Origin of the sequence: Pseudomonas sp. B8(2017) (assembly GCF_002113575.1) — a bacterium.
GTDB classification, from domain to species: Bacteria; Pseudomonadota; Gammaproteobacteria; order Pseudomonadales; family Pseudomonadaceae; genus Aquipseudomonas; species Aquipseudomonas putida_Z.
This window is the reverse complement of record NZ_NEIO01000008.1, coordinates 139,627-160,724: the sequence shown is the minus strand read 5'-3', so window position 1 is coordinate 160,724 and position 21,098 is coordinate 139,627. Positions and strand designations below refer to the sequence as shown.

Here is a 21,098-nt window from a genome sequence, read left to right as displayed (position 1 = left end):
GCCACTCCCGAATCATGTGAGGCGCCAGGCACGCATGCCGGCAGCGCCAATCAGAAGGTTCTCGACAGCCGCCAGTGCACGACCTGGCCATCGATCTCAGGGAATGGTACCTGGTGCATGAACACCTGCTCGCCCACCATGCGCTCGACGCAGACGTAGTACCCGGGCCATGGGCAAGGCGTGCCGGAAGGCCAGCCTGGGGCATCCTCGCGCCTGGCGGTTTCCGGGTCGCGGAACTGCTTGCCCAGGCGTCGGTAATGCGCCCTTTCGACGAGCGCCTGCGGGTAAAAGTGGGGAGCGCTTTCCAGGGCATCACCCTGCACAGACCATAAAAACGCCACCAGTGCCGCCTCGAAGGCCCAATAACCCAAGTGGTCACTCCGTGCCCGGGTGTGGCGCTCGTGCCAGTAGCAACCGTGCGCATTGGCGTACCACTGCCCGAGATAGTGCATGAGCGCGTCATGCTGCGCGGGGCCTTTCAGGTCGAGGCTCTCCAACAAGGCGCCGTAAGGTTCGGGGTGAAGCAATGAGGTGCCTGGGTAGGCCTTGCCCAGCCGCTGGAACAGGCGATGCAGCAGCAGGTCGGGGCTGCGCTCGTCGTCCTGGTTCAGCCAGCCCAGTACCTGGTCGACACGCTCGGGGTAACCGCACAGCACCGCCAGCGACAGCAGCCACAAGGCAAGCCGGTATTCATCCGACACCCAGGGGCGCAACTGCTCGCTGGTTGCCGGGTACGCCGAAAAATGCCGGGCGAACTGGGCAAACGCATAGTCTGCATAGGCCTCCACCAGCTCCATCGGCTCGCCACCGGAATACCGCTGCACTGCCAGCTCCAGTGCCATGTGTGCCCAGTCGCGGCTAAGGCCACGGTAGTGATGCCTGTGCTCGGCTGTCCCGATCAGCAATGCCTGGGCGTCAGGGTCGGCGAATTCCTGCTCTTTTTCACGCGTCGAAGCCAGGTAATGCTGCTCGACCATCCACGGGTCGCGCTTGATGCTGTCGAACTGGCCCATTGGCCCTCCTGCACGCTATAAGCCTTTCACCAAGCGCCAAACCAGAGAGCGCCCATTTTCGCTCGGCATCTCTACGCCTTGCATGAATGTCTGGGGTCCCACCGCCCATTCATCACATACCCACACGCCGGTGCGCGGGCAAATTTCGCCCGACCTGGCAAGCGCATCCGAATACGGCGCGCTTTGCAGTTGTTCAGGGAAGCTTTTGATAACTTGACGCTTGCGAGCATCGTCTACCAAATCCTTCGGGTAGAAAGGAAGATCTCTATAAGGCGTATCGTCGACGCCCCACAACACAGTGACCAATCCTGCCTCAAAGGCCCAATAGCCAAAGAAACCCGCATCGCTTCGTGCCTTGTGCCGGTCATGCCAATAACAGTTGCGCATGCCGCGATACCACTGCTTCAGGTAACTACGCACTGCCTGTTGCTGCTCATCCTTCTCAGTAGTTACGGCATTGAGCAATTCATGGTAGGGGCGTTCATGAATCAACGTACTCCCGGGGATCGTCACCCCCACACGGGAAAACAGTTGCCGCAACAGGATGTCCTCACCGTCATCTGGGGCTTCACTCAAAAAACCTGCGATTTGCCTGATGCGCCCGGGCTTGTTGAACAGCACTGCAAACGATAGAAGCCAGAGTGTGTATTGATATGCATCAGGCTCCCACAGCTTCAAGCTGAAAGCCGGATAAGCTTGCTTGTGACGTTGAAACTGGGAAAACATGTGATCCGCGTAAAACTCAAGCGATTCAACGGGCTCGCCCCCCGAATAAAGAGCAATGAGTAACTCCATAGACTGAAAGCACCACCTCCAGCTCAACATCTTGACATTTACATACTCGGGACGCTCAATCTTGAGAAAAGATTCAGCTTGGCGCTCTACATAATTCTCCTTCCAAAAAGAAACACTATCGAGATAGGCTGCCTCTTGCAAAAAAGGCTCACGCTTGACCCGATCAAATCCAGTCATTACACACCCCTATTGGATCACTTCACCGATAAATTTAGCATTTTCGTCGAGCTTGACTATTTTCGTTACCGCACCACTTTCATCTACGATCATTAACCAACGTTCATATCCGGCGAATGCAACTTTTTCCGCCTGTTTTTTCCCCAAGCTCCAAGTCAAGTCTCGGCTCAATCCACGCATCACTCATCTGCCTGGCGCTCGGAAACCCCTTACTCCCCTTTGTAACCGGCAAACTACCCGGCGAAAACGCGCCCCCGTTCAGGGTTGGCGAACTCCCGCTCTTTTTCACAGATCGAGGCCAGGTAACGCTGCTCGTCCATCCACGGGTCGCGCTTGATGCTGTCGAATTGGCCCCATTGCCCCCCACACGCTATAAGCCTTTCACCAAGCGCCAAACCAGAGAGCGCCCATTTTCGCTCGGCATCTCTACACCTTGCATGAATGTCTGAGGCCCCACCGCCCATTCATCGCATACCCACACCCCCGTGCGCGGGCAAATTTCGCCCGACCTGGCAAGCGCATCCGAATACGGCGCGCTTTGCAGTTGTTCAGGGAAGCTTTTGATAACTTGACGCTTGCGAGCATCGTCTACCAAATCCTTCGGGTAGAAAGGAAGATCTCTATAGGGCGTATCGTCGACGCCCCACAACACAGTGACCAATCCTGCCTCAAAGGCCCAATAGCCAAAGAAACCCGCATCGCTTCGTGCCTTGTGCCGGTCATGCCAATAACAGTTGCGCATGCCGCGATACCACTGCTTCAGGTAACTACGCACTGCCTGTTGCTGCTCATCCTTCTCAGTAGTTACGGCATTGAGCAATTCATGGTAGGGGCGCTCATGAATCAACGTACTCCCAGGGATCGTCACCCCCACACGGGAAAACAGTTGCCGCAACAGGATGTCCTCACCGTCATCTGGGGCTTCACTCAAAAAACCTGCGATTTGCCTGATGCGCCCGGGCTTGTTGAACAGCACTGCAAACGATAGAAGCCAGAGTGTGTACTGATAGGCATCCGGCTCCCACAGTTTCAAGCTGAAAGCCGGATAAGCTTGCTTGTGACGTTGAAACTGGGAAAACATGTGATCCACATAAAACTCAAGCGCCTCAACGGGCTCTCCCCCCGAATAAAGTGCTACCAGCAACTCCAGAGATTCAAAGCACCAATCCCAACTCAACCCTTCAACATTTACGTAATCTGGGCGTTCCAACGCTAGAAACTCTTCAGCCTTTAGCTCCACATAGTATTTCCTCCAAAAATCAACAGAGTCCAGATAGGCTGTCTCTTGCAGCAAAGGCTCACGTTTGATCTCATCAAATTTCTTCATTTTCAGACCCTACTGAATTACATCACCTATAGATCTCGCATGCCCATCAACCCTGACTATCTGGGTTACAGCACCCTTCTCATCTACGGTTATCAACCAACGCTCATATCCAGCCGAGCGAATACTCATTGCCTGTTCTTTCCCCAAACTTTCGGAAAGCCTTGGACGAATCCACGCATCACTCATCTGCCTGGCGCTCGGAAACCCCTTACTCCCCTTTGTAACCGGCAAACTACCCGGCGAAAACGCGCCCCCCGTTCGATACTTGGTCTCGGTAATGATGAACGGCGGCGGTGGATGGGCATTACGATAGACGCCATCCAGCCCGCGCCCGGTGGGTTTCATTTGCAGGTTGCGAGGCCCACGAGCGGCCGACAGCAGGTTCTCATGGCCTTTGCCGAGCATGTACTGATCACTGACCACCTCCCCATAAATGCCCTTCTGCGCCCGGGTCGCCGTGGAATGATCGAACACGTGCACATTGGCGCCATGCGTGGCAGCTGCTGCAGAGGTGGGCACTGGCGGGCCGAGCGCACCTTCGGGGCGCTCGAGGTAACGCGGACGCATGCCAATGCCAGAAGTCACCCGCCCACCACTCATCGCCATGGGCACCGGCTTAGGCGCATGCACCCCGGCCTGCGCAACCTGCGCGGGCAGATCGCTGGCCTGTTCCAGCACCTTGGCCAGCCTGGCGTCGAGTTGCATCAGCGCCCGTGGGATTTCCCGCACTGCATGCACCTGCACCGCGTAGAACTGGGCTTCCATGGCCTGCAGCCGCACCAACAGGTGCGCGGCCGCCTGGTTGAAGGGCCAGTTGCCCAGGTAGCTGCGAAGCTTTGCCGTTGCCGCGATGACCTTGGTCAAGAACTGGTTCAGATAGGCCAGCAAATCCTTTTCATAGCTCGTGAACCTGACCTGGCGCAGCCAGAACTCCACGCTGCCGCGGGTGAACTTGCCAAGAAACGCAACCACGGTCCGCAAGATGATCTGGCTTTCACGGATAAGCAGCAGGCACAAACCTCGCAGAAACGCTGCCGCTTCCTGGCCGACCAATGCACCTGCCACCGAGCCCACGGGGGTACCCACCGCCCCCACCACGGCACCGATGATCGGCGCGATCAAGGTAATCAGGCAGGCAACCAGTAGCACCCACTCCTGCCACTGTGGCGGCTGCGCCGTTGCCTGGCTGTCATCCGCCGTGTAGCGCTTGCCCAAGCGCAGGCACACTGCGGCCAGGTCACGGGCGCTGAGCACGATCACCACCCCAGGCACCAACGACAGCAGCATGTCGGCAATGACCACGCTCAGTGGCCGTTCCTCGGCAAACTCGCCCAGCACCAGGTCACGCAGCCAGCCAAAGCCGCCTGCCACCCTTTCCACCGCTTCATCCAGCCAGTCAGCAGCGGAGTTCATGACTGGCCACCTGCCGAGGTGCAGCCGGCAAGCAATGCCTGCAAGGCAGCATCCGGCTCGATTGCGGTCGTCAGCTGCAGCGAGCCTTGGCCAACCTCGTAGCGCACCTGGGCGCTGCAACCGGGGGTAACGCCAGCCAGGCGGGCATAGCCGTTCTGGTCGACCATACCCTGGCGCTGGGTGCCATCGGACAACGTCGCCACGTAGGCCGTGCCCGCAATCGGCGTACCGTCGGCATGCACCAGGCGAAACTCGATTTCCTCCTGCGACGGTGCAGGCGGCTCACCGTAACGTGCAGGCGCCTTTACCTAGGCGATGGCATGCAACAGCAGAGGCTCGGGGCAACCGATTTCGATGCGGCCATCACCCAGCTTGATGAAGGCCCCGCCGCAACTCAGGGTCAGCGACGTTCGGCTATCGATGTGCACATGGCCGTGATGGCTGGTGATCGACACATCGTCATTGGCATCGACCCGCAGTTGCCCGCCGACCTGCACACGCTTGTCCTGCGTGACCTGCTCGCTGGCCTCGAGGCCAACCATCACGCTCAACGCCCCGCCAACGGCCAACGACTTGCCCAGGCCTATGCTTTCGACTTTGCCAAGGGCGACCGTTTCGCTCTTGCTGGCGCCGACCTTGACACTGCGGTTGCCACCTATGTGCACCACTTCGTCATGCTCGACGCGCTCGCTTCGATCATTGCCGATGAGCGTGGTTTCGTTGTGTTTCACGACGTTGTTCTGGTCGCGCTCGGCATGAATGAATACTTCCTGCCGCCCCAGTTCGTCCTCGAAGCGCAACTCGTTGAAGCCATCGCCTTTATGAGTCTGGCTCTTGATGGTCATGCGGGTCTTGTGTTCGGGCAGGTCGTAAGGCGGCAGCTGGTCACCGCAGTAGGTGCGCCCGGTGATCATCGGCTGGTCAGGGTCGCCATTGACGTACTGGACAATCACATCCTGGCCAACACGCGGAATGGCCATCGAACCCCAGCTGCCACCGGCCCAGCCTTGCGACACCCGCACCCAGCAGGAACTGAATTCGTTGTTGCTGCTTTCACGGTCCCAGGGGAAGCTGACCTTGACCCGCCCCCACTGGTCGCAAAAAATCTCTTCGCCCGGCGGGCCGACCACGGTGGCCATGTGCGGGCCATCGATGCGAGGCTTGGCCAAGGGTGCCGGGCGCCATTCGGCCATGCCTTGCACCAGCAGCGCATCGTTCACATAGCAGGTACCTTGTTCGGCGCCGGCGGCTTCTTCCTGCAGGCTGGTGAACTGCGTACCTTCGTGGCACAGGCTGATCACGCGCCAGTGCACATTTAGGTCTTCGCGCGGGTGGCCGACGAGGGTGAAGCTCAGGCCTGGCTGCAGGCGCACGTCATCGCCCTGTACTTCGGCCAGGCGGGCGTCATGGCGCAGGGCCGTCAGCCGCGTTTCAGTGAAGGGCTTGCCGACCGCATCGCGCTTGTAGCGGCCCGGGTAATCAAAAAACTCGTAGTCCAGCGACTGGTGCGTGATTCCGCTGGCCTGAGCCTTGTGCTCCTGGCGATAGGCCGGATTGGTGAAGGTGTAGTCGCGCTGCACCTGCTGCGCAGTACGCACCTGCTCGCAGTAGCGCAAACGCCGCAGGCAAGCACGGGCCTGGTCGCCACCGCTACTGGCGTGGTACAGCACCTTGTCGGGGCCGAGATCATCTTCATCCAGCCAAAGCGCCTCATCATCTACGGGCTTTAGCGTGCCCCGGCTGAGCAACCCAAGCGATAGCAGGCGATCGGTAACGATCAGCGTGTGGTGCCTGGCGCAGTGCGCAAAGCGGTAGACGAAGCCCTCTTCAGCGGCAAGGCGATGGATGAAGTCGAGGTCGGTTTCCCCCGCCTGGACACAAAACTCACGCACCTGGTGCTCGGCGCTGCTATTGAGCTCAAACCGGGCAATGCCCTGACGCTTGAACATCAGTTCAAGAATCTGCGGCACGGTTTTCTGCTGGAAGATGCGCCAGTTCGAACGCAAGCGGGCGCGGGCCAGTTGCGGCTCGACCACAGCGTGGTAGCGCGTGCGACAGAAGCCGGTTTCACCTTGGCTGAAGGCACTGACCAAGCCATGCACATGACGCAGTGGCTGGTCTGCGCAATAAAGGGTGAATAGCGCAGGCTTGTCGAGCACCTGGCCGAAGTCGACATCACTGTCGTAGCTGACAAGTTCAAGGCTCAGCACAAATGGCTGGCTGATAGCCTCTTCCAGCTTGAATGAAACCACTTCGAACTCCGTGCGCCCGGCGAGCGCCTGAAATCCGAAACGAAAGTCCGACTGTTTCATGAGTTGCTCTACCCGCCATCATGTTTACCGGCGAAAAAAACAACCACATCCTGGCTTTCTTCAAGATGAGTACGTCGAATGAAAATTGCCCGTCGCCAACGTTCAAGCCGGCTAGATCCGTGGCATTGGCGGACTTGACCGATGACGACAGTGAGGATGAGGCAGTGACTGAAGAGCAACTTAAACCGTACCGCCCCGGCATGACAGGAACGATGGGTTTCATGTATTGACGATTTCGTAGGAAATTTCCTAAAGCATCAACTTACAAACTTTTGCGCGCGCGAGTCCGCTCACTGAAACACCAAAAATTCAAGCCAGGAAAACAATAAAGACAGTTACTGAAAAGTTCGCGAAACAGCCCCTTTCATTCATCCTGAAATCACTTGGATTCCGAAATGCACCATTCTGTTGGAGGGCGATGACCTTGGCACCCCTCAAGCGCACCAAAAAGGTGCATGACTGGCAGGAATTGGGGCATGCCGTCTGCCCCTCATCCACCGCGCCAGCCCTATCGTCACATCCGGTCACAACCGCCAACGTTTGCGTCTACTCCGCGGCGTGACAATAGTGACCAGCGGGTCACCTTTTTATCTCTTTCTCTCCTACACTCGGGTTTCGGCCCGCCATTTGCTCAACGGAAGAGTGACGAAAAAAAGTCGAACTTTCCGGAACGCGGGCAGGTCAGGAACTAAGTAGGCCAAACGCAAAGGGACTTCCCAGCATCGGCCCACACACCCCAACCAGCCCAATCGCCTTCGGCCGGAATGCCGATCGCGCCGTGCCTGCGCGCACGCCCCTGGGGCATGGAACGCACTACGCAGAATCCAGAATCAGAGAGAACCAACACGAAACATCGCCACGGGTGCCAGCACCCGACCAAGCATAGGGACGGAGAGAAGTATGATCAGTGCCGCTGTCGAGCCTCACGTAGATTCATTCAACCCGGACAACCGCGAACCGCTCACCCCGGACTTCGCCACGACAGGCAAGGCACCCGGCGCCCAGCGCCAGCACAACCGCAACAAGCGCAAGATTTTGTTCGTGACCTCGGAAATCGCCGACCTGGTGAAAACCGGTGGCCTGGGTGACGTGTCTGCAGCCCTGCCCCGGGCCCTGGCGCACCTGCACGATGTGCGGGTGCTGATCCCCGGCTACCGCCAGGTGATGGAAAGCGACAACCCCATCCACATCGTCGGTGAACTGGGTGGCCACGCCGCCCTGCCACCTTGCAAGATCGGGCGCATGGACATGGCCGACGGCCTTGTCATCTATGTGCTGATCTGCCCCGAACTGTACCAGCGCGACGGCACCCCCTATGGCGCCAACAACGGCCGCGACTGGCCCGACAACCACATCCGCTTCGCCCGCCTGGGCCTGGCCGCCGCCGAAATCGCCGCCGGCGAAGGCAGGATCCACTGGAAGCCCGAAGTGGTGCACGCCCACGACTGGCCCGCCGGCCTGGCTCCGGCCTACATGCACTGGCGCGGGCTGAGTACGCCAACCCTGTTCACCATCCACAACCTGGCCTACCAGGGCGTGTACAGCCGCGGCTGCAGCCCGGAGCTGGCAATCCCCGAACATGCCATGCAGCAGGAAGGCATGGAGTTCTACGGCAAGCTGTCGTTCCTCAAGGCCGGCCTGGCCTACGCCAGCCACATCACCACGGTCAGCGCCACCTATGCCCGGGAAATCACCACCCCGGAATTCGGCTGCGGCCTGGACGGCTTCCTCGCCAGCAAGGCCCAGCAAGGCCTGCTCGGGGGCATTCCCAACGGCATTGACGAAAGCTGGGACTCGGCCACCGACAAGCACCTGCAGCACAACTTCAGCATCAACGACTGGGAAGGCAAGGCGCGCAATGCCCAGGAAGTGCGCGAGCTGTTCAAACTGCAGCCCTCCGAAGGCCCGCTGTTCGCCGTGGTTTCGCGCCTGGTCTACCAGAAAGGCCTGGACCTGACCCTGGGTGTGGCCGACTACATCGTCGAGCAAGGCGGGCAGATCGCGATCATCGGCCGTGGCGAGCCGGAAGAAGAGCAGGCCATGCGCGAACTGGCGCTACGCCACCCGGGCCGTATCGGCGTACGCATTGGCTTCAACGAGACCGATGCCCGGCGCATGTTCGCCGGCAGCGACTTCCTGCTGATGCCGTCACGCTACGAGCCATGCGGCCTCAGCCAGATGTACGCGCAGCGTTTCGGCTCGCTGCCGGTGGCGCGCAACACTGGCGGCCTGGCCGACACCATCGAGTGCGGCGTCACCGGCTTCCTGTTCAACGAGTCCACCGTCGAGAGCTATCGCCAGGCACTCAGCCGCGCCTTCTATGTATATGGCAAGAAGGACCTGCTGAACGCCATGCGCTGCCTGTCGATGACCCAACCGTTCAACTGGTGCCAGGCCGTGGAACCCTACGCACGCCTGTACGAAGACCTGGTCAAGCAGGCACAGCACAGCCACTATTGAACGGGGAATCGAAGATGCACAGACATGGCGCACACCTGCTGGACGCCACGTCGGCGCGCTTCGCCCTCTGGGCCCCGGATGCGCGCAGCGTGAGCGTGGAACTGGAGCAACAGCCGGCCATCGAGCTGTTGCCCGACGATGATGGCTGGTTCACCGGCGTGGCCCCGTGCCAGGCCGGTGACCGTTACCACTACCGTATCGATGGTGCACTGCAGGTGGCCGACCCGGCCTCGCGCTACCAGCCCGATGGCGTGCAGGGGCCGAGCCAGGTAGTGGATGTGGCCAGCTATGCCTGGCAACACCCCTGGCAAGGCCGGCCCTGGCACGAAGCGGTCATCCAGGAGCTGCATGTCGGCCTGCTCGACGGCTACGCCGGGGTCGCCCGGCAACTGCCGCGCCTGGCCGAGCTGGGCATCAGCGCCGTCGAGCTGATGCCGCTGGGGCAGTTCCCTGGCGAGCGCAACTGGGGTTACGACGGCGTGCTGCCCTATGCGCCGCAAAACACCTATGGCAGCCCCGAGCAGCTGTGTGCGCTGGTCGACCAGGCACATGGCCACGGGCTGATGGTGCTGGTCGATGTGGTGTACAACCACTTCGGCCCCGACGGCAATTACCTGCACCAGTACGCCAGCCCGTTCTTCCGCGAAGACCGGCAGACCCCCTGGGGCGCAGCCATCGACTTCCGTCGCCCGCAGGTGCGCGAGTACTTCATCCAGAACGCCCTGATGTGGTTGTGCGACTACCGCTGTGACGGCCTGCGCCTGGATGCCGTGCACGCCATCGACCAGCCCGACTTCCTGGTCGAGCTGGCGCAAAGGGTACGTGCGGCGGTGGAACCCGGCCGCCACGTATGGCTGGTACTGGAGAACGAGCACAACCAGGCCTTCCTGCTGGAGCAAGGCTTCGACGCCCAGTGGAACGACGACGGCCACAATGCCCTGCATGTGCTGCTCACCGGCGAAACTGAAGGCTACTACGCCGACTACCAGCAGCGCCCCATCGACCAGCTGGCCCGCTGCCTTGCCGAAGGTTTCGTGTTCCAGGGCCAGGCCAACCGCCATGGCACGCCCCGCGGCGAGCCCAGCGCGCACTTGCCACCCAGCGCCTTCGTGCTGTTTCTGCAGAACCATGACCAGGTCGGCAACCGTGCCCTGGGCGAGCGCCTGACCCGCCTGTGCCCACCGCAGGCGCTGCGGGCGGCCACCGGGCTGTTGCTGCTGGCACCGATGATCCCTCTGCTGTTCATGGGCGATGACGATGGCAGCTGCCGGCCGTTCCTGTTCTTCACCGACTTCCATGACCAACTGGCCGACGCCGTGCGCGAAGGCCGGCGCGGCGAGTTCGCCCATTTCGCCGCCTTCGCCGACCCCGAGCAACGCCAAAGCATCCCCGACCCCAACGCCGAACAGACCTTCGAGGCCTCCCGCCCGCAAGGCAAGGAAGTGATCGCCGGCTGGCACGGCCTGTACCAGCACCTGCTCGAACTGCGCCGCCGCCATGTGATCCCGCACCTGCCCGGCAGCCGCGCGCTGGGCGCCGAAGTACACGGCGACAAGGCCCTGACCGCACGCTGGTGCCTGGGCAATGGCACCACCCTGCGCATCGACCTGAACCTGGCCGCCACCCCACAGGGGGTCGAGTTGCCCGCGCCGGCCAACCGCCTGTTCGACAGCAGCGACACCCGGCACCCCGATACCCACCTGGCCGCCTACAGCTGCGTGGTCAGCCTGCTTCCCCCTGCCCTGGAGCGCCCATGAGCGAAACCGCCCTGCACCGCCTGGCGACCCGCGTCGGGCTGAGCCGCGACTGGATCGACGCCAATGCCCGGCCCCAGCGTGTCAGCGACGAGGTACTGCGCAACATCCTTGAAGGCCTTGGCCACCCGGCCAGCGATGACGCCGCCATTGCCGCCAGCCTGCGCGCCGTGGACGCTGCCGAAGACAGTGAGCACCTGCCGCCGCTGCTGACCGCCGACCTCGGCCAGCCACTGGCACTGGCGCGCTACTTCAGCGCCGCCAGCGTCGCGCACTGCACCTTGGAGGACCACAGCGCCCTCACCCTCAGCCTTGACGACCAGGCCCGCCTGCCCGGAGCGCTGCCCATCGGCTACCACCAGGTGGAAATCGACAGCCGCCGCTTCACCGTGGCTGTGGCCCCGCCACGCTGCCACAGCCTTGAAGACCGCGTGCAGCAGCCGCCACCGCGCTGCTGGGGCCTGGCGGTGCAGCTGTACAGCTTGCGCCGCCCCGGCGATGGCGGCTACGGCGACTGCCTGGCCCTGGAACAACTGGCCCGCGCGGCCGCCGAGCGCGGTGCCGATGCCTTGGCCATCAGCCCGATCCACGCCTTGTCGGCCATCGACCAGACGCACTACAGCCCCTACTCGCCCTCCAGCCGCCTGTTGCTCAACACCCTTTACGCCAGCCCTGCCGCGCTGCTGGGCGAGCGGGAGGTGCGCGTGGCCATCGAAGCCTGTGGCCTGGAGCAACAGCTGGAAGACCTGGAGCAAGGCCCGCTGGTTGACTGGCCGCGTGCCGCCAGCGCCCGCCTGCGCCTGCTCGAAGCCCTGTACCAGGGCTTCAGCCAGGGCGACCACCCGCTGCGCAAGGATTTCGACAGCTTCCGCGAAGCCGGTGGCCAGGCCCTGGAGCACCATTGCCGCTTCGAGGTGCTGCAGGCCCAGGCCGTGGAGCATGGCCTGGGCGCCGACTGGCGCCACTGGCCCAAGGCCTGGCACGACCCGTACCACCCGGAAGTGGAGGCGTTCGCCAACGCCTACCCGGCCAAGGTCGAGTTCCATGCCTTTTGCCAATGGCTGACCGAACGAGGCCTGCAACGCGCCCAGGAAGCAGCGCGCGGCAACGGCATGGCGGTCGGGCTGATCGCTGACCTGGCGGTGGGCGCCGACGGTGCCGGCAGCCAGGCCTGGAGCCGCCAGGACGAGCTGCTGGCAGGCCTGAAGGTAGGCGCACCGCCCGACATCCTCAGCCGTGCTGGCCAGGACTGGGGCATCTGCGCCTTCTCGCCCGAAGGCCTCAAGCGCAACGGCTACCGCGCTTTCATCGAAATGCTGCGGGCCAACCTCGCCCACGCCGGCGGCCTGCGCATCGACCATGTCATGGGCCTGCGCCGGCTGTGGCTGATCCCGCAGGGAGCCAAGCCCAGCGAAGGCGCCTACCTCAACTACCCGCTGGACGACCTGCTGCGCCTGCTGGCGCTGGAGTCGGTGCGCCACCAGGCAATCATCCTCGGCGAAGACCTGGGCACCGTGCCGGACGGCCTGCGCGAGCAACTGGCGGCAAAGGCCGTGCTGGGCATGCGTGTGCTGCCCTTCGAGCAGACCCAGCCCGGCCATTTCAAGCCGATTCTCGACTGGCCGGACAACGCCCTGGCCACCACCGGCACCCACGACCTGGCGCCGCTGGCCGGCTGGCTGGAAAACCGCGACATCGACTGGAGCCACCGCCTGCAACTGATCGATGCTGCCACCGAACTGCACTGGCGCCACGAGCGGCAGAAGGAGCACGACGGCCTGCGCCGCACCCTGGAGGCCAATTACGGCACGCTGCCGGACAACGACGCGCTGATCGACGCCGCCATCCGCTACGTTGGCCACACCCGCGCACCGCTGGTGCTGGTGCCGCTGGAAGACCTGCTGGGTTGCGACGAGCAACCCAATCTGCCGGGCACCACCGCCGGCCACCCCAACTGGCGCCGACGCTTCACCCGGCCGGTACGTGAACTGCTCGACGACGAAGACGCCGCACGGCGCCTGGAACTGCTGGCCCAGGCCCGCGAACAAGCCTGGGAGCGTGACCGATGAAAGCGCTGACCGCGACCCTGCGCCTGCAGTTTCACAGTGATTTCACCCTCGATCACGCCGTGCCGCTGGTGCCGTACTTCGCCCAGTTGGGTATCAGCCACCTGTATGCCTCGCCCATCCTCAAGGCCCGCGCCGGCTCGCGCCACGGCTACGACGTGGTCGACCCGACCTGCGTCAACCCCGAGCTGGGTGGCGAAGCGGCGCTGCAACGGCTGGTTGCCGCCCTGCGCCAGCACGGCATGGGGCTGATCCTCGACACGGTGTCCAACCACATGGCCGTGGGCGGTGCCGACAACCCCTGGTGGCAGAGCCTGCTGGCCTGGGGTCGGCGCAGCCCCTATGCAGAATTCTTCGACATCCAGTGGCACTCCAGCGACCCGCTGCTGGCCGGTCAGCTGCTGCTGCCGTTCCTCGCCAGCGACTATGGCGTGGCGCTGAAAAATGGTGAGATACCGCTTGAGTTCGACAAGCACCATGGGCTGCTGCAGGTCGCCCATTACCAACACCGCTTCCCGATCTGCCCGGTCGACTATGGCTGGATTCTTGCCCTCAGCCCGGAGCCGGCGCTCAAGGCCCTGGCCGAACGCTTCACCGCGTTGAACGCATCGGCCACGCCGCTGGCCGACGCCCTGCCCCTGCAAGCCGAACTGGCGCGCCTGGCAGGCGAAGGCGCCGACCTCGAATCGGCCCTGGTGGCTTTCGACAGCCGTAGCGAGAATGGCTTCAAGCGCCTGCACCTGCTGCTGGAGCGCCAGACCTACCGCCTGGCCAGCTGGCGTACCGCCGCCGACGACATCAACTGGCGGCGCTTCTTCGACATCAACGAGCTGGGCGGCCTGCGGGTGGAACGCGCGGTGGTGTTCGAGGCCACCCACGCCAAGCTGTTCGAACTGATCGAGCGCGGCCTGGTGGACGGCCTGCGCATCGACCATATCGACGGCCTGGCAGACCCGCGCGGCTACTGCCGCAAGCTGCGCCGGCGGGTCGATGGCCTGCTGGCACGGCGGCCGTTGAACGCCGCCCTGGAGCATTTCCCGATCTACGTGGAGAAGATCCTCGGCGCCAACGAGCACCTGCACCGCGACTGGCTTACCGACGGCACTACCGGCTATGAATTCATGAACCAGGTTTCGCTGCTGCAGCACGACCCGGCGGGCGAAGCAGCGCTGACCGAGCTGTGGGCCAATGTGAGCGAACGCCCCGACTTCCCCGAAGAAGTGCGTCAGGCCCGCCACCTTGTGCTCAATGCCAGCCTGGCCGGCGACTGCGAGTCGGTGGCCCAGGCGCTGTTGCAGGTGGCGCGCAACGACCTGATGACCCGCGACCTGACCCTGGGCGCGATCCGCCGTGCCTTGCAGGCGCTGGTGGCGCATTACCCGGTGTACCGCACCTACTTCAATGCCTGCGGGCGCCCGGCAGAAGACGAAGGGTTTTTCCAGCAGGCCCTGGCCAATGCCCGGCAGGACCTGGGCGAAGCCGACTGGCCGCTGCTCGAGCACCTGCAACAATGGCTGGGCGGGCAAGCCTGGCGCCGCCTGCCAGCAGGCCGGGCACGCAAGCAGCTGCGCCACGCCTGCGTGCGCTTCCAGCAACTGACCGCGCCCAGTGCCGCCAAGGCCGTGGAAGACACCGCGTTCTACCGCAGCGCGCGGCTGCTGTCGCGCAACGATGTGGGCTTCGACGCCGAGCGTTTCAGCGCCCCGCTCAAGCACTTCCACAACGAGGCCCAGCGGCGCCTGCGCGACTTCCCCGACAACCTGCTGGCCAGCGCCACCCATGACCACAAGCGCGGCGAAGATACCCGTGCGCGCCTGGCCGTGCTCAGCGAGCGCGGCCCGTGGCTGGCCAGCCGCATGGAACACTGGCGCGAACTGGCCACGCCGTTGCGCACGCAACTGGATGACGGCCCGGCGCCCAGCCCCGGCGACGAGCTGATGCTGTTGCAGACCTTGCTGGGCAGCTGGCCGCTGGACCTCGACCTGCACGATGACAACGCCCTTGGCCAGTACGCCGAACGCATCCGCCAGTGGCAGCAGAAGGCCCTGCGCGAGGCCAAGCTGCGCAGCAGCTGGAGCGCGCCGAACGAAGCATATGAAAACGCCTGTGCCGGCTACATCGACGGCCTGCTGCTGGACGGCGAGAACCAGCAGCTGCGCAAATCGCTGGCCGATGCCGCCCACCTGCTGGCATGCCCCGGTGCCCTCAACGGCCTGGTCCAGGCCCTGCTGCGCATGACCACGCCGGGCGTACCGGACCTGTACCAGGGCAACGAATACTGGGATTTCAGCCTGGTCGACCCGGATAACCGCCGCGCCGTGGACTACGCCTGCCGGCGTCGTACCCTGGACGATGCAACGCCGGTAGCCGAGCTGCTGGAACACTGGCGCGACGGCCGCCTCAAGCAGGCGCTGATCGCCCGGGTGCTGGACTGCCGCCAGGCCCACGCAGAGCTGTTCCGCCGTGGCGCCTACCTGCCGCTGACCGTGCACGGCCGGCATGCCGACAAGGTGGTGGCGTTCGCACGCCTTGGCGAAGGCGAACGGGCCGTCATCATCGCGCCACGCCTGGCCAGTACCCTGCTGGCAGGTGCATCGATACCCCTGATCCCGGCACAGAACTGGGACGACACCCGGGTAAGCCTGCCGTTTGCCTTGTCGCCTGCCAACTCGACGGGACTTTTCCCCAGTGCTGCGGTCAGCTCTTCCAAGGAGCTGATGTTGAGCGCCGTGCTGGCGGAGTTTCCGGTCAACCTGCTGATACAACAATCTTGAGCATCGGGAGCGTCATGATGAGTGTTGATGAAAAACGTATCCGCGAATTTGCCTACCAGATCTGGGAGTCCGAGGGTAAGCCCGCCGGCCAGGAGGACCGCCATTGGGACATGGCGCGCAAGCTGGCCGAGGCCGAGGCGCTGGCACCCAAGGCGGCGCCGCGCAAGCGGGCGCCGGCCAAGCCCAAGGTAGCGGCTGAACCGAAGGCGCCTGCCGAGCCCAAAGTGGCCGCCCTGCCGGGGGTTAAACCGGCTGTGGCGAAAAAGACCCGGGCGGTGAAAAAGCCTTCTGCCGGTTAAGCCTGTCCTGGCCCTATCGCCGGCAAGCCAGCTCCCACAAGTACAGCGCCGGTTTTGAGACCTGTGGAGACCTTGTGGGAGCTGGCTTGCCGGCGATAGAGCCAGGACAGGACTACACAACCCTCCCCTTCACCACGGCCACTAGAGGACCGCCATGAGCCCCCGCACCCCGAAGAAAACCCGCTCGGTCGCCCCGTCGCGTATCCGCGAGGGCCTGCCCTTCCCCCTCGGCGCCACCTGGGATGGCCTTGGGGTCAACTTTGCCCTGTTCTCGGCCAACGCCACCAAGGTCGAGCTGTGCCTGTTCGACTCCACCGGCGAGCACGAAATCGAACGCATCGAGCTACCCGAGTACACCGACGAGATCTACCACGGCTATTTGCCCGACGCGCATCCAGGGCTGGTCTACGGCTACCGCGTGCACGGCCCGTACGAGCCGGTGAACGGCCACCGCTTCAACCCCAACAAACTGCTGATCGACCCGTATGCCAAACAACTGGTCGGCAGCCTGCAATGGTCCGAAGCACTGTTCGGCTACACCATCGGCCACCCCGATGGCGACCTGTCGTTCGACGAGCGCGACAGCGCGCCGTTCGTGCCCAAGTGCAAGGTGATCGACCCTGCCTTCACCTGGGGCCGCGACCAGCGCGTGCTGATCCCCTGGGAGCGCACGATCATCTACGAGGCCCACACCCGTGGCATCAGCATGCGCCACCCGGCGGTACCGGAAGAACTGCGCGGCACCTTCGCCGGCCTGGCCAATGACGAGTTGCTCAAGCACATCAAGGAGCTGGGCGTTTCCAGCATCGAGCTGCTGCCGATTCACGCCTTCGTCAATGACCAGCACCTGCTGGACAAGGGCCTGAACAACTACTGGGGCTACAACAGCATCGCCTTCTTCGCCCCCCACCCGCGCTACCTGGCCAGCGGCAAGATCGCCGAATTCAAGGAAATGGTCGCGCACCTGCACGACGCCGGGCTGGAGGTGATCCTCGACGTGGTCTACAACCACACCGCCGAAGGCAACGAGCGCGGCCCGACGCTGTCGATGCGCGGTATCGACAACGCCTCCTACTACCGCCTGATGCCGGACGACAAGCGTTACTACATCAACGATTCCGGCACCGGCAACACCCTGGACCTGAGCCACCCCTGCGTGCTGCAGCTGGTCACCGACTCGCTGCGCTACTGGGCCGGCGAAATGCACGTGGACGGCTTCCGCTTCGACCTGGCGACCATCCTTGGCCGCTACCACGACGGCTACAGCGAACGCCACGGTTTCCTCGTCGCCTGCCGCCAGGACCCGATGCTGAGCCAGGTGAAGCTGATTGCCGAGCCCTGGGACTGCGGCCCGGGCGGCTACCAGGTGGGCAACTTCGCCCCGGGCTGGGCAGAGTGGAACGACCGCTTCCGCGACACCGTGCGCGCCTTCTGGAAAGGCGACGAAGGCCAACTGGCCGACTTTGCCTCGCGCATGACCGCCTCGGGAGACATGTTCAACAACCGTGGCCGGCGCCCCTATGCCTCGGTCAACTTCGTCACCGCCCACGACGGTTTCACCTTGCGCGACCTGGTGTCGTACAACCACAAGCACAACGAAGACAACGACGAGAACAACCAGGACGGCACCGATAACAACCTGTCGTGGAACTGCGGTGTCGAGGGGCCAACCGACGACCCGGCCGTGAATGCCCTGCGCATGCGCCAGATGCGCAACTATTTCGCAACCCTGCTGCTGGCCCAGGGCACGCCGATGATCGTCGCTGGGGACGAGTTCAGCCGCACCCAGCACGGCAACAACAATGCCTATTGCCAGGACAGCGAGATCGGCTGGGTGAACTGGGACCTGGACCAGGAGGGCAAAGAGCTGCTGGCTTTCGTCAAGCGCCTGACCCGCCTGCGCCTGGCCTACCCGGTACTGCGCCGCTCGCGCTTCCTGGTTGGCGACTACAATGAGGCGATCGGCGTCAAGGACGTGACCTGGCTGGCACCGGATGGCAACGAGATGAGCGTGGAGCAATGGGAAGACCCGCACGGGCGTTGCCTGGGCATGCTGATCGATGGCCGTGCCCAGGTCAGCGGCATTGCCAGGCCAGGCGCCGAGGCCACCGTATTGCTGATCGTCAATGCCCACCACGACATCGTACCGTTCGAGTTGCCGACCGTGCCCGAAGGGGATTACTGGAGCTGCCTGGTCGATACCGACCGGCCAGAGCTGCGCAAGGGGCAGCATCTGCAGTTCGACAGCACCTTTGAGGTGAAGGGGCGATCGTTGCTGCTGATGGTGTTGCAGCGTGATGAGGAGTGAACCCCGGGGGACCATCGTCGGTCCCATTGTGTATCGGTTGCCTGTACTGGCCTCATCGCCGGCAAGCCAGCTCCCACAGGTAATCCGCTGGCCGACGGGCCTGTGCGTTAAGTGTGGGAGCCGGCTTGCCGGCGATAGGGCCGGGACATACAACACCCATGCACCCGCCATTGAGGAGTAACCGTGAACCCCGAAGCCGGCAGTAAAGGTTTCGCCAGTGTCAACCAGGCCCCGGCCGTGAAGCGGCTGCAGGTGCTGACGGTGAATACCCACAAGGGCTTCACCGCCTTCAACCGGCGCTTCATCCTGCCGGAACTGCGCGAGGCGGTGCGCAGCACCCAGGCCGACATCGTCTTCCTTCAGGAAGTGCTCGGCAGCCACGACCGCCACGCCGCGCGCTACCCCGGCTGGCCGCAGACTTCTCAGTACGAGTTCCTCGCCGACAGCATGTGGAGCGACTTCGCCTACGGCCGCAACGCGGTCTACCCCGACGGCCACCACGGCAACGCGCTGCTGTCCAAATACCCGATCATCGAACATCGCAACCTCGACGTGTCGATCACCGGCCCCGAACGACGTGGCCTGCTGCACTGCATCCTCGACGTGCCCGGCCAGCACCAGGTGCATGCCATCTGCGTGCACCTGTCGTTACTGGAAAGCCATCGCCAGAAACAACTGCAATTGCTGCGCAAGCTGCTCGAGTCCTTGCCCGCCGATGCCCCGGTGATCATCGCCGGCGATTTCAACGACTGGAAATCCCACGGCAACCGTACCCTGGGCCTGCAGCGTGACCTGCACGAGGCCTTCGAGCGCCACCATGGGCATCTGGCCCGCACCTATCCTGCGCGGCTGCCGCTGTTGCGTCTGGACCGCGTCTACCTGCGCAACGCCGAAAGCCATGGGCCGCGGATTCTGGGGCACAAACCTTGGTCGCACCTGTCGGACCACCTGCCGTTGTCGGTCGAAGTCAGGCTTAGCAATCATTCTTCATAGCCACGCCACGACAAATAGCGAACCCCGCTATACCTCGCAGATTTATCAAAAGATTCAACACGTTGAACAAAACCACGGATCCTGAACACTTCCTTCACACTTTCTTGACGCAAGCGGCGGCCTCTCCTTAGCTGAACATATCAAGCAGTAAAGATCTCGCGCCGGGCCTCTAGCTCGCGCCTTCGTGCGCGCTGGCGAAAGCCTGGCGTGCTGGTTTGGGTCGCCCACTGTTTTTGCCGTACAGCTCGTGACAACAGGCCAGGTCCTAGGGCTGTAACACAAAAACAAAGGAGATCCGCCATGAAAAGCACCTCGAACCTCTTGCGCTTCGACAGCATTTTCTACGCGGTTTCCACGTCGCTGCTTCTGGCAACCCCGGTGGAAACTATCGCGTATGAACTGCAGGACGACCCGGCCTCGCCCGGTTTCCTGCAGCAACCGGCAGTACCACAGCTGTCGCTCGACCCGGTCAGCGCCAGTGGCTTGAGTATCGGTACCTTGAATGCGTTCTCGCAAAAGATGAGCGAGCGCCATGGGCAGGCTGCACCGGACCTGGTCGCCAGCCAGTGGGCGCAGTTCTTCCCCACCACCACGCGCGGTGGCGCGCAGCCCCCGGACCAGCTGGAGGCACCCAGCCAGCAACTGACGATCGGCCCGGACCTGTTCGTGCGTGAAACTGCAGCGGGCAATGTGCACCGCGCGGGGATCTTCGTGGGGCAAAACAACCTGCAGACCAGCTTCAACGGCATGCGCCGGCTGTTGGGCGACAAGCAACGCAACGCCGTGAACCTCAGCGGTGAAAGCCTGGGGGTTTACTGGAGCATGACCCATGAACAGGGCTGGCACCTGGATGCCGTGGCCATGGGTTCGCGCATCGACGTCAATGGCCGTGGCGAGAACGGCCAGCGACTGGATGACAGCGGCCACGCGATGACCTTCTCGCTGGAAGGCGGCATCCCCATCGGCCTGGGTGGCGGCTGGGTGATCGAGCCGCAGGCGCAGTTGATCAACCAGCAGTTCTTCCCTGGCAGCCGGGCGCAGGAAGAGACTTTGCAGGCCTTCGACAGCCAGCCGAGCTGGAGCGGCCGGGTCGGCGCCAGGCTGTCCGGGCGTTATGAAGTACGCGGCATGCCGATCGAACCCTATGTGCGGACCAACGTGTGGTATGACTTCAGCAATGCCGATGAGGTGAAACTGGACCAGGTCGACAAGATCTCCAGCTCGCGCTACTCGACCACGGTGGAACTGGGGTTGGGGCTGGTGGCTCGGGTGACGCCCTCGGTAGCGCTGTTTGTCAGTGCCGATTACAGCAGTGACGTGGACGACAATGATCTGAATGGGTTGATTGGAAGCCTAGGGGTGCGGATGCGGTGGTAGGCAGGTTCGGCCCTTTCGCGGGCACGCCCG

Annotated in this window: 15 protein-coding genes; 8 read left to right on the top strand and 7 right to left on the bottom strand. The window is 63.3% G+C overall.

What is annotated here, in order from left to right:
- Positions 1-50 precede the first annotated feature (50 nt).
- From CAG22_RS14455 to CAG22_RS14430, 7 genes are all read right to left on the bottom strand, one after another.
- Entirely contained in the window at positions 51-1,013 is a 963-nt protein-coding gene (locus CAG22_RS14455; RefSeq protein ID WP_085692366.1) for a PoNi-like cognate immunity protein, read from the bottom strand.
- Between the two features lie 15 nt (positions 1,014-1,028).
- Positions 1,029-1,985 (bottom strand): PoNi-like cognate immunity protein, encoded by a 957-nt coding sequence (locus CAG22_RS14450; RefSeq protein WP_085692365.1) that lies wholly within the window; start codon positions 1,983-1,985, stop codon positions 1,029-1,031.
- A gap of 9 nt (positions 1,986-1,994) precedes the next feature.
- On the bottom strand, positions 1,995-2,165 hold the full coding sequence (locus tag CAG22_RS27740) for a hypothetical protein (RefSeq protein WP_170929305.1): 171 nt from the start codon (positions 2,163-2,165) through the stop codon (positions 1,995-1,997).
- Between the two features lie 190 nt (positions 2,166-2,355).
- Positions 2,356-3,312, bottom strand: coding sequence for a PoNi-like cognate immunity protein (locus CAG22_RS14445; protein WP_085692364.1), 957 nt, complete (start codon positions 3,310-3,312; stop codon positions 2,356-2,358).
- A gap of 9 nt (positions 3,313-3,321) precedes the next feature.
- Positions 3,322-4,725 carry a hypothetical protein gene (locus tag CAG22_RS14440; protein WP_170929304.1) on the bottom strand — a complete coding sequence of 468 codons (1,404 nt, stop codon included), beginning with the start codon at positions 4,723-4,725 and terminating at the stop codon, positions 3,322-3,324.
- Entirely contained in the window at positions 4,722-4,967 is a 246-nt protein-coding gene (locus CAG22_RS14435; RefSeq protein WP_085705659.1) for a hypothetical protein, read from the bottom strand. Before CAG22_RS14435 ends, CAG22_RS14440 begins: the two co-directional genes overlap by 4 nt.
- A 66-nt stretch (positions 4,968-5,033) precedes the next feature.
- Positions 5,034-7,037 (bottom strand): type VI secretion system Vgr family protein, encoded by a 2,004-nt coding sequence (locus tag CAG22_RS14430; protein WP_085705658.1) that lies wholly within the window; start codon positions 7,035-7,037, stop codon positions 5,034-5,036.
- 900 nt (positions 7,038-7,937) lie between these two features.
- Between CAG22_RS14430 and glgA the strand changes: the two genes are divergently transcribed.
- The 8 genes from glgA to CAG22_RS14385 all read left to right on the top strand — a co-directional run bounded on the left by glgA (position 7,938) and on the right by CAG22_RS14385 (position 21,068).
- A complete protein-coding gene (gene glgA, locus CAG22_RS14420; RefSeq protein WP_075045668.1) occupies positions 7,938-9,497 on the top strand; it encodes a glycogen synthase GlgA in 1,560 nt (519 codons plus the stop codon).
- 14 nt (positions 9,498-9,511) lie between these two features.
- Positions 9,512-11,254, top strand: coding sequence for a malto-oligosyltrehalose trehalohydrolase (gene treZ / locus CAG22_RS14415; protein WP_085590530.1), 1,743 nt, complete (start codon positions 9,512-9,514; stop codon positions 11,252-11,254).
- Positions 11,251-13,320: a 4-alpha-glucanotransferase gene (malQ, locus tag CAG22_RS14410; protein ID WP_085705656.1), complete on the top strand. Its 2,070-nt coding sequence runs from the start codon at positions 11,251-11,253 to the stop codon at positions 13,318-13,320. The genes treZ and malQ overlap by 4 nt, the downstream gene beginning before the upstream one ends.
- Positions 13,317-16,091 (top strand): malto-oligosyltrehalose synthase, encoded by a 2,775-nt coding sequence (locus CAG22_RS14405; RefSeq protein ID WP_085692360.1) that lies wholly within the window; start codon positions 13,317-13,319, stop codon positions 16,089-16,091. The genes malQ and CAG22_RS14405 overlap by 4 nt, the downstream gene beginning before the upstream one ends.
- A gap of 14 nt (positions 16,092-16,105) precedes the next feature.
- Positions 16,106-16,390, top strand: coding sequence for a DUF2934 domain-containing protein (locus tag CAG22_RS14400; protein WP_085614864.1), 285 nt, complete (start codon positions 16,106-16,108; stop codon positions 16,388-16,390).
- Positions 16,391-16,544: 154 nt separating this feature from the next.
- Positions 16,545-18,698 carry a glycogen debranching protein GlgX gene (gene glgX / locus CAG22_RS14395; RefSeq protein WP_085692359.1) on the top strand — a complete coding sequence of 718 codons (2,154 nt, stop codon included), beginning with the start codon at positions 16,545-16,547 and terminating at the stop codon, positions 18,696-18,698.
- 183 nt (positions 18,699-18,881) lie between these two features.
- Positions 18,882-19,691 (top strand): endonuclease/exonuclease/phosphatase family protein, encoded by an 810-nt coding sequence (locus CAG22_RS14390; RefSeq protein ID WP_085692358.1) that lies wholly within the window; start codon positions 18,882-18,884, stop codon positions 19,689-19,691.
- Between the two features lie 300 nt (positions 19,692-19,991).
- The gene (locus tag CAG22_RS14385) at positions 19,992-21,068 is read left to right on the top strand and encodes an autotransporter outer membrane beta-barrel domain-containing protein (RefSeq protein ID WP_085692357.1); all 1,077 of its coding nucleotides are present in this window, start codon (positions 19,992-19,994) and stop codon (positions 21,066-21,068) included.
- Positions 21,069-21,098 lie beyond the last annotated feature (30 nt).